We start from the raw sequence: 14430 nt of genomic DNA, 5'->3' as shown, positions 1-14430 counted from the left end.
TAAATTTCCCCTTGTCAGCCTGAAATAACTCCCTATAATGCGCCTCCACTGACACGGAACAACGGATTACAAGCCGCCGGGTCAGCGGGGTTCCACTGAGAACCCTGCGGAGAAAAGCAGAAATTAAATGCTTGACTCTGAATGAGGAAAACGTATTATACGGGACCTCGCAACGGTGAGCGAAAGCCGCGTTGCACTGCTCTTTAACAATTTATCAGACAATCTGTGTGGGCACTCGAAGATACGGATTCTTAACGTCGCAAGACGAAAAATGAATACCAAGTCTCTGAGTGAACATACGTAATTCATTACGAAGTTTAATTCACGAGCATCAAACTTAAATTGAAGAGTTTGATCATGGCTCAGATTGAACGCTGGCGGCAGGCCTAACACATGCAAGTCGAACGGTAGCACAGAGGAGCTTGCTCCTTGGGTGACGAGTGGCGGACGGGTGAGTAATGTCTGGGAAACTGCCCGATGGAGGGGGATAACTACTGGAAACGGTAGCTAATACCGCATAATGTCGCAAGACCAAAGAGGGGGACCTTCGGGCCTCTTGCCATCGGATGTGCCCAGATGGGATTAGCTAGTAGGTGGGGTAACGGCTCACCTAGGCGACGATCCCTAGCTGGTCTGAGAGGATGACCAGCCACACTGGAACTGAGACACGGTCCAGACTCCTACGGGAGGCAGCAGTGGGGAATATTGCACAATGGGCGCAAGCCTGATGCAGCCATGCCGCGTGTATGAAGAAGGCCTTCGGGTTGTAAAGTACTTTCAGCGAGGAGGAAGGGGATGTGGTTAATAACCGCATTCATTGACGTTACTCGCAGAAGAAGCACCGGCTAACTCCGTGCCAGCAGCCGCGGTAATACGGAGGGTGCAAGCGTTAATCGGAATTACTGGGCGTAAAGCGCACGCAGGCGGTCTGTCAAGTCGGATGTGAAATCCCCGGGCTCAACCTGGGAACTGCATCCGAAACTGGCAGGCTAGAGTCTTGTAGAGGGGGGTAGAATTCCAGGTGTAGCGGTGAAATGCGTAGAGATCTGGAGGAATACCGGTGGCGAAGGCGGCCCCCTGGACAAAGACTGACGCTCAGGTGCGAAAGCGTGGGGAGCAAACAGGATTAGATACCCTGGTAGTCCACGCCGTAAACGATGTCGACTTGGAGGTTGTTCCCTTGAGGAGTGGCTTCCGGAGCTAACGCGTTAAGTCGACCGCCTGGGGAGTACGGCCGCAAGGTTAAAACTCAAATGAATTGACGGGGGCCCGCACAAGCGGTGGAGCATGTGGTTTAATTCGATGCAACGCGAAGAACCTTACCTACTCTTGACATCCAGAGAACTTAGCAGAGATGCTTTGGTGCCTTCGGGAACTCTGAGACAGGTGCTGCATGGCTGTCGTCAGCTCGTGTTGTGAAATGTTGGGTTAAGTCCCGCAACGAGCGCAACCCTTATCCTTTGTTGCCAGCGGTTCGGCCGGGAACTCAAAGGAGACTGCCAGTGATAAACTGGAGGAAGGTGGGGATGACGTCAAGTCATCATGGCCCTTACGAGTAGGGCTACACACGTGCTACAATGGCATATACAAAGAGAAGCGACCTCGCGAGAGCAAGCGGACCTCATAAAGTATGTCGTAGTCCGGATTGGAGTCTGCAACTCGACTCCATGAAGTCGGAATCGCTAGTAATCGTAGATCAGAATGCTACGGTGAATACGTTCCCGGGCCTTGTACACACCGCCCGTCACACCATGGGAGTGGGTTGCAAAAGAAGTAGGTAGCTTAACCTTCGGGAGGGCGCTTACCACTTTGTGATTCATGACTGGGGTGAAGTCGTAACAAGGTAACCGTAGGGGAACCTGCGGTTGGATCACCTCCTTACCTTAAAGAAACGTTCTTTGTAGTGCTCACACAGATTGTCTGATGAAAAATTAGCAGTAAAAATCTCTGCAGGCTTGTAGCTCAGGTGGTTAGAGCGCACCCCTGATAAGGGTGAGGTCGGTGGTTCAAGTCCACTCAGGCCTACCAAATTTGCCCTGATACTGTGTTGTGAAACGACTCGCATACTTCAGTATGCTTCGTCATTCCACGCCTTGTCTCAGGACAAATTATCGGTACAGAGATGAAGTATTACGATGGGGTTATAGCTCAGCTGGGAGAGCGCCTGCCTTGCACGCAGGAGGTCTGCGGTTCGATCCCGCATAGCTCCACCATCCTTTACTGCAAAAACACAAGAAAACTTCAGAGTGTACCTGAAAAGGTTCACTGCGAAGTTTTGCTCTTTAAAAATCTGGATCAAGCTGAAAATTGAAACGACACACTGTGTCTGTTCTCCGTAATAAGAACAGATAAGCGGTGTGTTCGAGTCTCTCAAATTTTCGCAACACGATGTGTTTTACGAAACATCTTCGGGTTGTGAGGTTAAGCGACTAAGCGTACACGGTGGATGCCCTGGCAGTCAGAGGCGATGAAGGACGTGCTAATCTGCGATAAGCGTCGGTAAGGTGATATGAACCGTTATAGCCGGCGATTTCCGAATGGGGAAACCCAGTGTGTTTCGACACACTATCATTACGTGAATACATAGCGTAATGAAGCGAACCGGGGGAACTGAAACATCTAAGTACCCCGAGGAAAAGAAATCAACCGAGATTCCCCCAGTAGCGGCGAGCGAACGGGGAGCAGCCCAGAGTCTGAATCAGCATGTGTGGTAGTGGAACGGTCTGGAAAGTCCGACGGTACAGGGTGATAGTCCCGTACACAAAATCGCATGTGTTGTGAACTCAAAGAGTAGGGCGGGACACGTGGTATCCTGTCTGAATATGGGGGGACCATCCTCCAAGGCTAAATACTCCTGACTGACCGATAGTGAACCAGTACCGTGAGGGAAAGGCGAAAAGAACCCCGGCGAGGGGAGTGAAAAAGAACCTGAAACCGTGTACGTACAAGCAGTGGGAGCCCTGATTTATCAGGGTGACTGCGTACCTTTTGTATAATGGGTCAGCGACTTATATTCTGTAGCAAGGTTAACCGTATAGGGGAGCCGAAGGGAAACCGAGTCTTAACTGGGCGTTAAGTTGCAGGGTATAGACCCGAAACCCGGTGATCTAGCCATGGGCAGGTTGAAGGTTGGGTAACACTAACTGGAGGACCGAACCGACTAATGTTGAAAAATTAGCGGATGACTTGTGGCTGGGGGTGAAAGGCCAATCAAACCGGGAGATAGCTGGTTCTCCCCGAAAGCTATTTAGGTAGCGCCTCGTGAACTCATCTTCGGGGGTAGAGCACTGTTTCGGCTAGGGGGTCATCCCGACTTACCAACCCGATGCAAACTACGAATACCGAAGAATGTTATCACGGGAGACACACGGCGGGTGCTAACGTCCGTCGTGAAGAGGGAAACAACCCAGACCGCCAGCTAAGGTCCCAAAGTCACAGTTAAGTGGGAAACGATGTGGGAAGGCACAGACAGCCAGGATGTTGGCTTAGAAGCAGCCATCATTTAAAGAAAGCGTAATAGCTCACTGGTCGAGTCGGCCTGCGCGGAAGATGTAACGGGGCTAAACTGTGCACCGAAGCTGCGGCAGCGACACTATGTGTTGTTGGGTAGGGGAGCGTTCTGTAAGCCGTTGAAGGTGTCCTGTGAGGGGTGCTGGAGGTATCAGAAGTGCGAATGCTGACATAAGTAACGATAATGCGGGTGAAAAACCCGCACGCCGGAAGACCAAGGGTTCCTGTCCAACGTTAATCGGGGCAGGGTGAGTCGACCCCTAAGGCGAGGCCGAAAGGCGTAGTCGATGGGAAACAGGTTAATATTCCTGTACTTGGTGTTACTGCGAAGGGGGGACGGAGAAGGCTATGTTAGCCGGGCGACGGTTGTCCCGGTTTAAGCATGTAGGCGGAGAGTTTAGGTAAATCCGGACTCTTATTAAACGCTGAGGTGTGATGACGAGGCACTACGGTGCTGAAGTAACAAATGCCCTGCTTCCAGGAAAAGCCTCTAAGCATCAGGTAACATCAAATCGTACCCCAAACCGACACAGGTGGTCAGGTAGAGAATACCAAGGCGCTTGAGAGAACTCGGGTGAAGGAACTAGGCAAAATGGTGCCGTAACTTCGGGAGAAGGCACGCTGATGGTAGGTGAAGCGACTTGCTCGTGGAGCTGAAATCAGTCGAAGATACCAGCTGGCTGCAACTGTTTATTAAAAACACAGCACTGTGCAAACACGAAAGTGGACGTATACGGTGTGACGCCTGCCCGGTGCCGGAAGGTTAATTGATGGGGTTATCCGTAAGGAGAAGCTCTTGATCGAAGCCCCGGTAAACGGCGGCCGTAACTATAACGGTCCTAAGGTAGCGAAATTCCTTGTCGGGTAAGTTCCGACCTGCACGAATGGCGTAATGATGGCCAGGCTGTCTCCACCCGAGACTCAGTGAAATTGAACTCGCTGTGAAGATGCAGTGTACCCGCGGCAAGACGGAAAGACCCCGTGAACCTTTACTATAGCTTGACACTGAACACTGGTCCTTGATGTGTAGGATAGGTGGGAGGCTTTGAAGTGTGGACGCCAGTCTGCATGGAGCCAACCTTGAAATACCACCCTTTAATGGCTGGTGTTCTAACGTAGACCCGTGATCCGGGTTGCGGACAGTGTCTGGTGGGTAGTTTGACTGGGGCGGTCTCCTCCTAAAGAGTAACGGAGGAGCACGAAGGTTAGCTAATCCTGGTCGGACATCAGGAGGTTAGTGCAAAGGCATAAGCTAGCTTGACTGCGAGAGTGACGGCTCGAGCAGGTGCGAAAGCAGGTCTTAGTGATCCGGTGGTTCTGAATGGAAGGGCCATCGCTCAACGGATAAAAGGTACTCCGGGGATAACAGGCTGATACCGCCCAAGAGTTCATATCGACGGCGGTGTTTGGCACCTCGATGTCGGCTCATCACATCCTGGGGCTGAAGTAGGTCCCAAGGGTATGGCTGTTCGCCATTTAAAGTGGTACGCGAGCTGGGTTTAGAACGTCGTGAGACAGTTCGGTCCCTATCTGCCGTGGGCGCTGGAGAATTGAGGGGGGCTGCTCCTAGTACGAGAGGACCGGAGTGGACGCATCACTGGTGTTCGGGTTGTCATGCCAATGGCATTGCCCGGTAGCTAAATGCGGAAGAGATAAGTGCTGAAAGCATCTAAGCACGAAACTTGCCCCGAGATGAGTTCTCCCTGACTCCTTGAGAGTCCTGAAGGAACGTTGAAGACTACGACGTTGATAGGTCGGGTGTGTAAGTGTAGCGATACATTGAGCTAACCGATACTAATGAACCGTGAGGCTTAACCTTACAACGCCAAAGATGTTTTGGCGAAAGAAAGACATCAAATTCAGCTTGATACAGATAAAATCAGAACGCAAAAGCGGTCTGATAACAGAATTTGCCTGGCGGCTGTAGCGCGGTGGTCCCACCTGACCCCATGCCGAACTCAGAAGTGAAACGCCGTAGCGCCGATGGTAGTGTGGGGTCTCCCCATGCGAGAGTAGGGAACTGCCAGGCATCAAACAAGTGAAGAAGCCCATCCTGACGGATGGGCTTTTTTGCGTCTGTGTTTTTGGGAAGTGCTTGCTCGCTGCCGGAATGGTAGGCCTGATAAGCGCAAAGTCATCAGGCACAATTTTGCAGATTACCGGTTGGTTAACGTCCCAGCCACTGTGCAACAAACCCTGCAATTTGTTGTACGTCGTTGATATCTAAAAGTGGGACATCCACTTCAAGTGGAACATCACTGGCAACCGCAACAACATACTCATCAATCGTCAATTCTTGTGCACTATGCCCGCAATTTTCACGAAAAAGCAGGATCTTGGCGACAGGTTCGTGTTTAAAACCCTCAACCAGTACCAAATCCAGTGTTGTAGCATCCATTCGGCTCACCAGATAGGCTAAATCTAACTCAGGTTCTGCCGGCGTTTCCGTCATTAACGCCCAGCGTTGTTGGCTGGCAACCAGTGTTTGCGCTGCGCCAGCTTTACGTAACTCATAGCTATCCTTGCCGGGTTTATCGACGTCCATGTTGTGGTGGGTATGCTTAATTAATCCTGGACGAATGCCTTTGGCGCACAGTTCCGGGATCAGTTTTTTGAGCAGTGTGGTTTTTCCTGTGCCGCTCCATGCGGCAATACCGAGCAATGGGATCATGATTTATCCTGCCATCTGGCCAATTCTTCAGGTGTGTTCACATTCACAAACGCATCTTTATGATCGCTAAAATCGATGGCGTGTCCGCCGGCCTGGCGCATAAAGACCATCACCCGTCGTTCACCTGCCTGAAGATACTCCTGCAGTAACGGCTGCATTGCTCTGTGCATCAGTGCAATTGTCGGGTGATCCCGCTCCCCATCATGTACCCACACCACTGGCGCATTTTGGCGCTGTTCTGCCAGTCTTGCGACCAGGTTGTGGGGAATATAGGGCATATCGCAGGGGCAGAATAAAAACCAGTCACCTGCCAGTTGTAAAAATACCGACAGCATTCCGGCCAGCGGGCCAGGGAAATCAGGTAATGAATCAGGGATAACTTTCAGACCACTTTGCTGATAAATATCCTTATGGCGATTGGCATTAACCACGACGGTCTCGACCTGTAAGGCGAGCGCATCGGCGACGTGCCGCCACAAAGGTTTGCCGTCTAGCTCAAGCAGTCCTTTATCTGCACCCCCCATCCGCCTGGCCTTACCGCCCGCCAGGACAACCCCTGTAATTGCACTATCCAGAATCACTGATATCGCCTCTTTTAATGTGGGATTGACCCTGCTAACGTATCTGTATTAAGCGTAAGGAGCACAACCATGAAATGTAAACGTCTGAATGAAGTTATTGAACTCCTCCAGCCAGCCTGGCAGAAAGAACCCGATCTTAACCTGATGCAATTTTTACAGAAACTGGCGAAAGAGTCAGGTTTTGACGGAGAACTGGCGGATTTAACTGATGACATTCTGATCTATCACCTGAAAATGCGTGACTCAGCGAAGGATGCGGTGATCCCAGGTATTCAGAAAGATTATGAAGAAGACTTTAAAACAGCATTACTGCGCGCTCGTGGCGTAATTAAAGAGTAAAAGCTTGTAATCGCCGCCACCGAAAGTGCTGCGAAATGATATCCTGAATCATTCGTAGTAATTTCCGGATGATGGGATGAATAACAACGCTTTTACTTTCCAAACGCTACACCCGGATACCATCATGGATGCGCTGTTTGAGCAGGGGATCCGGGTGGATTCCGGGCTTACCCCGCTCAACAGCTATGAAAACCGTGTCTACCAATTCCAGGACGAAGACCGTCGACGCTTTGTCGTAAAGTTCTACCGCCCTGAGCGTTGGTCCGTCGATCAAATACAGGAAGAACATCAGTTTGCACTGGAACTGGTGCGTGATGACGTGCCGGTTGCGGCGCCGATGGTGTTTGATGGCCAGACGTTACTGGGGCATCAAGGGTTCCACTATGCGATATTCCCCAGCGTAGGAGGTCGGCAGTTTGAAGCCGACAATATCGATCAAATGGAGTCGGTTGGCCGCTATCTCGGACGTCTGCATCAAACCGGGCGAAAACAGCCTTTTGCTTTTCGACCGACCATTGGCCTCGACGAGTATCTGATTGAACCGCGTAAACTTTTCGACAGTGCATCGATTATTCCATCAGGGCAAAAAGCGGCATTTCTGAAAGCAACGGATGCGCTTATCACCGTGGTTACCGAACGGTGGCATACGCGTTTTGACACTCTGCGCCTGCACGGTGACTGTCATGCCGGAAATATTCTGTGGCGCGATGGTCCGATGTTTGTCGATTTAGATGATGCCCGCAATGGCCCGGCCATTCAGGATTTATGGATGCTGCTTAATGGTGATAAAGCCGAGCAGCGCATGCAGCTTGAAACCATTATCGAGGCTTATGAAGAGTTTACTGAGTTCGACGTCGCTGAATTAGGACTCATAGAACCTTTACGCGCCATGCGTTTAGTTTATTATCTAGCCTGGCTGATTCGACGTTGGGATGATCCTGCGTTTCCAAAAAACTTCCCGTGGTTAACCGGAGAAGATTACTGGCACCGTCAGACGGCGACCTTTATTGAGCAGGCAAAAATTCTGCAACAACCCCCCTTACAATTAACGCCAATGTATTAATCGGAGAGACATGGACATGAAAAAAATATGGCTGGCGCTGGCTGGTATGGTTTTAGCTTTTAGCGCATCGGCAGCGCAGTTCCAGGATGGTAAGCAGTACATCACACTGGAAAAGCCTATTGCGGGTGAACCGCAGGTGTTGGAGTTCTTCTCCTTCTACTGCCCGCATTGCTACCAGTTTGAAGAAGTGCTTCACGTGTCTGATAACGTGAAGAAAAAACTGCCTGAAGGCACCAAGATGACCAAATACCACGTTGAGTTTTTGGGACCTCTGGGCAAAGATCTGACTCAGGCGTGGGCGGTTGCGCTGGCGCTGGGCGTAGAAGATAAGGTCACAGTACCGTTGTTTGAAGCGGTGCAGAAAACTCAGACCGTCCAGTCTACCGCTGATATCCGTAAAGTATTTGTTGATGCGGGTATTAAAGGTGAAGATTATGATGCGGCATGGAACAGCTTCGTGGTGAAATCACTGGTCGCGCAGCAGGAAAAAGCGGCTGCCGATCTGCAACTGCAGGGGGTTCCGGCGATGTTTGTGAATGGCAAATATCAGGTGAATCCGCAAGGCATGGATACCAGCAGCATGGATATCTTTGTACAGCAGTATGCCGATACCGTGAAATATCTGGTAGGCCAGAAGTAAACGAAAAAGCCGGTCAGAGACCGGCTTTTTTAGTTGAGGCTTTAATCGCATCTATTTGCGCATCTTTCTCGGCCCAGAGCGTATTCAGCCACAGCTGGAACCGACGCTTAAACCCTTTATCGTTGACGTAATCACCGTGTAATTCCTCTTTCACCGGCTCCAGATTCACTCGTACTACAATGCGTGTTAACTTACCGCTCAGCATGTCGTAGAAAGGATGGCTGCTGTTTTGCGGATAACACAGCGTGACGTTCAGCAACTTATCGAATTGCGATCCTAAGACATTCAGCGCCATCGCAATACCGGCAGCCTTAGGTGGCAGCAGGTTTTTATAGGGAGATCGGGTCTGCTGGCATTTCTCGTGGGTGAACCGTGAGCCTTCGACAAAATTCACGATCGTTGTTGGATGCACACGAAACTTCTCACAAGAAAGACGTGTTGTTTCCACATCTTTACCACGTCGTTCAGGGTGACGGAGCAAATAACCGCGCGAATAGCGTTTCATAAATGGCATATCCAGCGCCCAACATGCCAGACCAATAAAAGGCACCCAAGCTAACTGCTGCTTAAGAAAGTATTTATTCATCGGGATATGCTTACGAAACAAAACGCAAAGCACAACGATGTCGGCCCAGCTGTAGTGATTACAGATGAGCAGATACCAATTTTTCTTGCTCAGACCTTCCAGCCCCTCAACATCCCACTCCAGTCGTGGATTAAGGTGTAGCAATAGCGCCAGACCTTCACACCAGCAGTACATCATGAAATTACAAAAGAGGGATACCTTGCGCCAGACGAAAGGAATAGGCAAAAGCAGTTTTACAACTCCGGCCAGGATGATTGGCACGGAACATAAAATCGTGACCAATATGGTCAATGCGATACTCAGCAGCAGCGTTATCGCGGCGAGTATTCTCGCCATAATTAAATTATTCAAAAGGTTAGCCATAAATAGTGCGCTAAAAGGGCGCAAGGGGCTAATTTTATCAGAAAACGAACCAAATGATGGATCTTCGCTGAATAGAAAAAAAGGGAATATCTATCCACATCCAGCTATAAGCTGAAAAGATGATATAAAATTCTGCGTCATGAAATAACATAATGAAAAATATGCAGAATTATTATGATTCATAAATTATCTTGCTGTATTTAAAGGGCTGAAAATTATTTATTCACAAACTTATCCACAGCTCACATTGCGAACAACGCAGAAGATCTACAAAAGTTTTTCGACAAATGCGGCGAAAAACTCATGTTTTCATCCTGTCTGTGGCATCCTTTACCCATAATCTGATAAACAGGCATGGACATTATGGTTCAGATCCCAGAAAACCCACTTATCCTTGTAGATGGCTCATCTTACCTGTATCGCGCATACCATGCGTTCCCACCGCTGACCAACAGCGCAGGAGAGCCTACGGGCGCGATGTACGGTGTCCTCAACATGCTGCGTAGCTTGATTTTGCAATATAAGCCGACGCATGCGGCGGTGGTATTCGACGCCAAGGGTAAAACCTTCCGTGATGAATTATTCGAGCACTACAAATCGCATCGTCCGCCGATGCCAGACGATCTACGCGCGCAGATTGAACCGCTGCACGCGATGGTAAAAGCCATGGGGTTACCCCTGCTGGCTGTTTCAGGCGTAGAAGCGGACGACGTTATCGGTACGCTGGCGCGTGAAGCAGAGCAAATTGGCCGTCCGGTGCTGATCAGTACCGGTGATAAAGACATGGCTCAGCTGGTGACGCCGAATATCACCCTCATCAACACCATGACCAATACGATCCTCGGCCCGGATGAGGTGGTAAATAAGTATGGCGTGCCGCCGGAACTGATTATCGACTTCCTGGCGCTGATGGGCGACTCTTCTGATAACATTCCTGGCGTGCCGGGCGTGGGTGAAAAGACGGCTCAGGCGTTACTCCAGGGGCTGGGCGGGCTGGATACGCTCTATGCTGAATCAGAAAAAATAGCGGGCCTGACGTTCCGTGGCGCAAAAACCATGGCTGGCAAGCTCGAGCAGAATAAAGAGGTGGCTTACCTCTCTTATAAGCTGGCAACCATCAAAACGGATGTCGAGCTGGAATTAACCTGCGAGCAGCTGGAAGTACGACAACCTGCAGCGGACGAGCTGTTAAATCTGTTCAAACAATATGAGTTCAAACGTTGGGTCACCGACGTTGAAGCCGGGAAATGGCTGCAGGCAAAAGGCACAAAACCTGCGGCAAAACCACAGGAAACCATCGTTATTGATGAAACGCCTGAGGAGCCCGCCACGGTTCTCTCATACGATAACTATGTGACGATTCTGGACGAGACGACGCTGGAAGCGTGGATTGCGAAGCTGAAAAAAGCGCCGGTCTTTGCTTTTGATACCGAAACCGACAGCCTGGACAATATCTCCGCGAATCTGGTGGGGCTCTCTTTCGCTATTGAACCGGGTGTGGCGGCGTATGTTCCTGTCGCGCATGACTACCTGGATTCCCCTGACCAAATTTCCCGTGATCGGGCACTGACGCTGCTGAAGCCGCTACTGGAAGACGAAAAAGCGCATAAAGTTGGGCAAAACCTGAAGTATGACCGTGGCATCCTGGCGAACTACGGTATCGAACTGCGCGGTATCGTCTTTGATACCATGCTCGAATCCTACATTCTTAACAGCGTTGCCGGGCGACACGATATGGACAGCCTGTCTGACCGCTGGCTGAAACATAAAACGATCACCTTCGAAGAGATCGCCGGGAAAGGTAAAAACCAACTGACCTTTAACCAGATTGCGCTGGAAGAGGCTGGTCGTTATGCCGCGGAGGACGCCGACGTCACGCTACAGCTGCATCTGAAAATGTGGCCAGAGCTGCAAAAACATAAAGGACCGCTAAACGTCTTCGAGAATATCGATATGCCGTTGGTCCCGGTCCTGTCCCGCATCGAGCGCAACGGTGTAAAAATCGACCCTGCCGTGTTGCACAAGCATTCAGCAGAGCTGACGCTGCGTTTGAACGAGCTGGAGCAAAAAGCGCACGAGATTGCCGGGGAAGCCTTTAACCTCTCTTCCACTAAACAGCTGCAAACCATTCTGTTTGAAAAGCAGGGCATCAAGCCGCTGAAGAAAACGCCGGGCGGCGCGCCGTCAACGTCAGAAGAGGTGCTGGAAGAGTTAGCGCTGGATTATCCGCTGCCGAAGGTGATTCTGGAATATCGTGGGCTGGCAAAATTGAAGTCTACCTATACAGATAAACTTCCGCTGATGATCAACCCTAAAACTGGCCGTGTGCATACCTCTTATCATCAGGCCGTTACGGCGACCGGGCGTTTGTCTTCTACCGATCCTAACCTGCAAAATATTCCGGTGCGTAATGAGGAAGGACGCCGTATTCGCCAGGCATTTATTGCACCAGAAGATTATGTCATTGTCTCGGCGGACTACTCGCAGATTGAGCTACGCATTATGGCGCACCTCTCGCGTGATAAGGGGCTGCTTACCGCCTTTGCCGAAGGCAAGGACATTCACCGCGCCACGGCTGCAGAGGTCTTTGGCTTACCTCTTGATTCCGTGACCAGTGAACAGCGCCGCAGCGCGAAGGCCATCAACTTTGGTCTGATCTACGGCATGAGCGCCTTTGGTCTTGCACGCCAGCTCAATATTCCACGCAAAGAAGCGCAGAAGTACATGGATCTCTATTTCGAACGCTACCCGGGCGTACTGGAATATATGGAACGCACGCGTGCGCAGGCAAAAGAGCAAGGGTACGTTGAAACGCTGGAAGGACGTCGCCTCTATTTACCGGATATCAAATCCAGTAATGGTGCGCGTCGTGCAGGTGCGGAACGTGCGGCGATTAACGCCCCGATGCAAGGCACCGCTGCGGACATTATTAAGCGCGCTATGATTGCCGTAGACGACTGGCTGCAAACCGAACAGCCTCGCGTACGTATGATCATGCAGGTACATGATGAACTGGTGTTTGAAGTGCACAAAGATGATCTCGATAGCGTCTCGAAAAAAATCCATCAGCTGATGGAGAACGGAACGCGAATTGATGTGCCGTTGCTGGTGGAAGTCGGAAGCGGTGAAAACTGGGATCAAGCGCACTAAGGGTTTGCTGAATAACGCGCTCTTTTCGTAACTAAGCAACATAAGTTAGCGCTTTTTGTGATGACCATTAAAATTTCCTATGCCGGGAGTGAAAAAAAATTACAAAAAGTGCTTTCTGCGCTGCTCAAAAAAGAGTAAAGTTATTCTCGTAGGGTACAGAGGTAAGATGTTCTATCTTTCAGACCTTTTACTTCACGTAATCGGATTTGGCTGAATATTTTAGCCGCCCCAGTCAGTAATGACTGGGGCGTTTTTTATTGTGCGAAAGAAAGGTTTCGCACATGCTGTAGGCCGGATAAGACGCGCAGCGGCGCCATCCGGCATATCGGTAGGTTATTCCCCGTCCTGCATCTCTTCAATAGGCGCCAGTTCGCTAAACCAGGTATCCAGTTTCTGACGCAGTTTATCCACACCCAGCTTTTTCAGCGATGAGAATGCTTCTACCTGTACATCGCCATTAAACGCCAGCACTGCTTCACGCACCATATTCAACTGTGCTTTGCGTGCGCCGCTGGCCAGTTTGTCCGCTTTGGTCAGTAATACCAGCACCTGGACGTTGCTCTCTACGGCCCACAAAATCATCTGCTGATCGAGATCTTTCAGTGGATGGCGAATATCCATCAGTACGACCAAGCCTTGCAGGCTTTGACGTTTCTCCAGATATTCTGCCAGCGCGCGCTGCCATTTGCGCTTCATCTCTTCCGGAACTTCTGCATACCCGTACCCCGGCAAGTCAACCAGACGTTTACCGTCAACCACTTCAAACAAGTTGATGAGCTGAGTACGGCCCGGCGTTTTAGATGTACGTGCCAGACCCTTTTGATTTGTCAGGGTATTTAGTGCGCTGGATTTGCCTGCGTTGGAACGGCCAGCAAAAGCCACTTCAATTCCTGTATCGGAAGGTAAATGGCGAATATCAGGCGCACTCATCACAAAATGCGTCTGTTGATAATTCAAGTTAGTCAACGTGGTCGTCTCCATCAATCAAGGCTTTGCAGCGATTATACCTGAACACCAGCAAAAGGCGGATTTTTCGACGCGCGGGTTATGTAAGTTAAAAGCGCGGGCTTTGTGAGACATTGCCGATAGTATTTATGCGAGATGAGAGAGTGCATAACAATATAAATTAAATAAATCATATAATTACCATTAAGAAATATTCTGAAAAACTGAAACTGTTAAGTCGGTTACTTGTGCGTGTTACCCAAAAGAGTAAAGTAGCGTCCATAGCAAGGGAGCTAACAGGATAAACGACTCAGGATGAGGGTCAGGAGCGCCAGGAGGCGAAGACGCAGGATTGTCAGGAAGACAAACGTCCGGAGACGTTAGTAAAAGGAAATGGAAACAACACGGAATGTTTCTGGCTAAGGGAAAAACAGGGTGTGTTGATAGCCGACAGGGATTGTAGGGCCCGTTAAGGGTTGAGAGTCAGGAAAAAAGGCGACAGATTACTCTGTCGCCTTTTTTCTTTATTTCTGCTAGATTCCGGCGCAATTATATACTGAATAAAAACAGCCAAAGACGAAT

At 50.2% G+C, this 14430-nt stretch carries 10 protein-coding genes, 2 tRNA genes, 3 rRNA genes and 1 pseudogene; 12 read left to right on the top strand and 4 right to left on the bottom strand.

What is annotated here, in order from left to right; translation table 11 throughout:
- The first annotated feature begins 339 nt into the window (after positions 1-339).
- The 5 genes from AC3ITF_RS21735 (at position 340) to rrf (ending at position 5539) form a co-directional block, all read left to right on the top strand.
- Positions 340-1881, top strand: a 16S ribosomal RNA gene (locus AC3ITF_RS21735).
- Positions 1882-1951: 70 nt separating this feature from the next.
- Positions 1952-2028, top strand: a tRNA-Ile gene (locus AC3ITF_RS21730).
- A gap of 109 nt (positions 2029-2137) precedes the next feature.
- Positions 2138-2213: transfer RNA gene (locus tag AC3ITF_RS21725), tRNA-Ala, on the top strand.
- 206 nt (positions 2214-2419) lie between these two features.
- Positions 2420-5329, top strand: a 23S ribosomal RNA gene (locus tag AC3ITF_RS21720).
- 94 nt (positions 5330-5423) lie between these two features.
- Positions 5424-5539: ribosomal RNA gene (rrf, locus tag AC3ITF_RS21715) — 5S ribosomal RNA — on the top strand.
- The 16S, 23S and 5S rRNA genes sit together here with 2 tRNA genes alongside, the layout of an rRNA operon.
- Positions 5540-5677: 138 nt before the next feature.
- Here rrf and mobB read toward each other — a convergent pair.
- Together mobB and mobA are read right to left on the bottom strand one after the other, a co-directional pair.
- Positions 5678-6181, bottom strand: coding sequence for a molybdopterin-guanine dinucleotide biosynthesis protein MobB (mobB, locus tag AC3ITF_RS21710; protein ID WP_135912789.1), 504 nt, complete (start codon positions 6179-6181; stop codon positions 5678-5680).
- Positions 6178-6705, bottom strand: a complete 528-nt coding sequence (gene mobA / locus AC3ITF_RS21705) for a molybdenum cofactor guanylyltransferase MobA (RefSeq protein ID WP_249421689.1) — start codon at positions 6703-6705, stop codon at positions 6178-6180. The genes mobB and mobA overlap by 4 nt, the downstream gene beginning before the upstream one ends.
- 126 nt (positions 6706-6831) lie before the next feature.
- On the opposite strand from mobA, the gene AC3ITF_RS21700 reads away from it, so the two are divergent.
- The 3 genes from AC3ITF_RS21700 to dsbA all read left to right on the top strand — a co-directional run bounded on the left by AC3ITF_RS21700 (position 6832) and on the right by dsbA (position 8804).
- The gene (locus AC3ITF_RS21700; RefSeq protein WP_042325406.1) at positions 6832-7101 is read left to right on the top strand and encodes a YihD family protein; all 270 of its coding nucleotides are present in this window, start codon (positions 6832-6834) and stop codon (positions 7099-7101) included.
- A gap of 76 nt (positions 7102-7177) precedes the next feature.
- On the top strand, positions 7178-8164 hold the full coding sequence (locus AC3ITF_RS21695; protein ID WP_153880597.1) for a serine/threonine protein kinase: 987 nt from the start codon (positions 7178-7180) through the stop codon (positions 8162-8164).
- A 16-nt stretch (positions 8165-8180) separates the two neighbouring features.
- The gene (gene dsbA, locus AC3ITF_RS21690) at positions 8181-8804 is read left to right on the top strand and encodes a thiol:disulfide interchange protein DsbA (RefSeq protein WP_096758891.1); all 624 of its coding nucleotides are present in this window, start codon (positions 8181-8183) and stop codon (positions 8802-8804) included.
- A gap of 13 nt (positions 8805-8817) precedes the next feature.
- On the opposite strand, the gene yihG is transcribed toward dsbA, so the two are convergent.
- The gene (gene yihG, locus AC3ITF_RS21685; RefSeq protein WP_242461275.1) at positions 8818-9672 is read right to left on the bottom strand and encodes a 1-acylglycerol-3-phosphate O-acyltransferase, YihG family; all 855 of its coding nucleotides are present in this window, start codon (positions 9670-9672) and stop codon (positions 8818-8820) included.
- On the opposite strand from yihG, the gene AC3ITF_RS21680 reads away from it, so the two are divergent.
- From AC3ITF_RS21680 to spfP, 3 genes are all read left to right on the top strand, one after another.
- The gene (locus AC3ITF_RS21680) at positions 9566-9868 is read left to right on the top strand and encodes a hypothetical protein (RefSeq protein WP_223240315.1); all 303 of its coding nucleotides are present in this window, start codon (positions 9566-9568) and stop codon (positions 9866-9868) included. The genes yihG and AC3ITF_RS21680 overlap by 107 nt on opposite strands.
- 248 nt (positions 9869-10116) lie before the next feature.
- Entirely contained in the window at positions 10117-12903 is a 2787-nt protein-coding gene (gene polA / locus AC3ITF_RS21675) for a DNA polymerase I (RefSeq protein ID WP_489176010.1), read from the top strand.
- A gap of 166 nt (positions 12904-13069) precedes the next feature.
- Positions 13070-13117, top strand: coding sequence for a small protein SpfP (gene spfP / locus AC3ITF_RS21670; protein ID WP_071892919.1), 48 nt, complete (start codon positions 13070-13072; stop codon positions 13115-13117).
- A 119-nt stretch (positions 13118-13236) separates the two neighbouring features.
- On the opposite strand, the gene yihA is transcribed toward spfP, so the two are convergent.
- On the bottom strand, positions 13237-13869 hold the full coding sequence (yihA, locus tag AC3ITF_RS21665) for a ribosome biogenesis GTP-binding protein YihA/YsxC (protein WP_096759489.1): 633 nt from the start codon (positions 13867-13869) through the stop codon (positions 13237-13239).
- Positions 13870-14096: 227 nt separating this feature from the next.
- Between yihA and AC3ITF_RS21660 the strand changes: the two are divergent.
- Positions 14097-14321: pseudogene (locus AC3ITF_RS21660) on the top strand (hypothetical protein).
- Positions 14322-14430 lie beyond the last annotated feature (109 nt).

The sequence above is a fragment of the Citrobacter sp. KH_055_1 genome (genome assembly GCF_057838705.1).
This window is presented reverse-complemented; position numbering and strand designations above follow the sequence as displayed.

Bases quoted from the DNA above. Each gene is read 5' to 3' on its own strand.
- polA (WP_489176010.1), top strand. From the start codon at position 10,117: ATGGTTCAGATCCCAGAAAACCCACTTATCCTTGTAGATGGCTCATCT.
- dsbA (WP_096758891.1), top strand. From the start codon at position 8,181: ATGAAAAAAATATGGCTGGCGCTGGCTGGTATGGTTTTAGCTTTTAGC.
- AC3ITF_RS21680 (WP_223240315.1), top strand. From the start codon at position 9,566: ATGAAATTACAAAAGAGGGATACCTTGCGCCAGACGAAAGGAATAGGC.
- AC3ITF_RS21700 (WP_042325406.1), top strand. From the start codon at position 6,832: ATGAAATGTAAACGTCTGAATGAAGTTATTGAACTCCTCCAGCCAGCC.
- AC3ITF_RS21695 (WP_153880597.1), top strand. From the start codon at position 7,178: ATGAATAACAACGCTTTTACTTTCCAAACGCTACACCCGGATACCATC.
- mobA (WP_249421689.1), bottom strand. From the start codon at position 6,705: ATGGGGGGTGCAGATAAAGGACTGCTTGAGCTAGACGGCAAACCTTTG.
- mobB (WP_135912789.1), bottom strand. From the start codon at position 6,181: ATGATCCCATTGCTCGGTATTGCCGCATGGAGCGGCACAGGAAAAACC.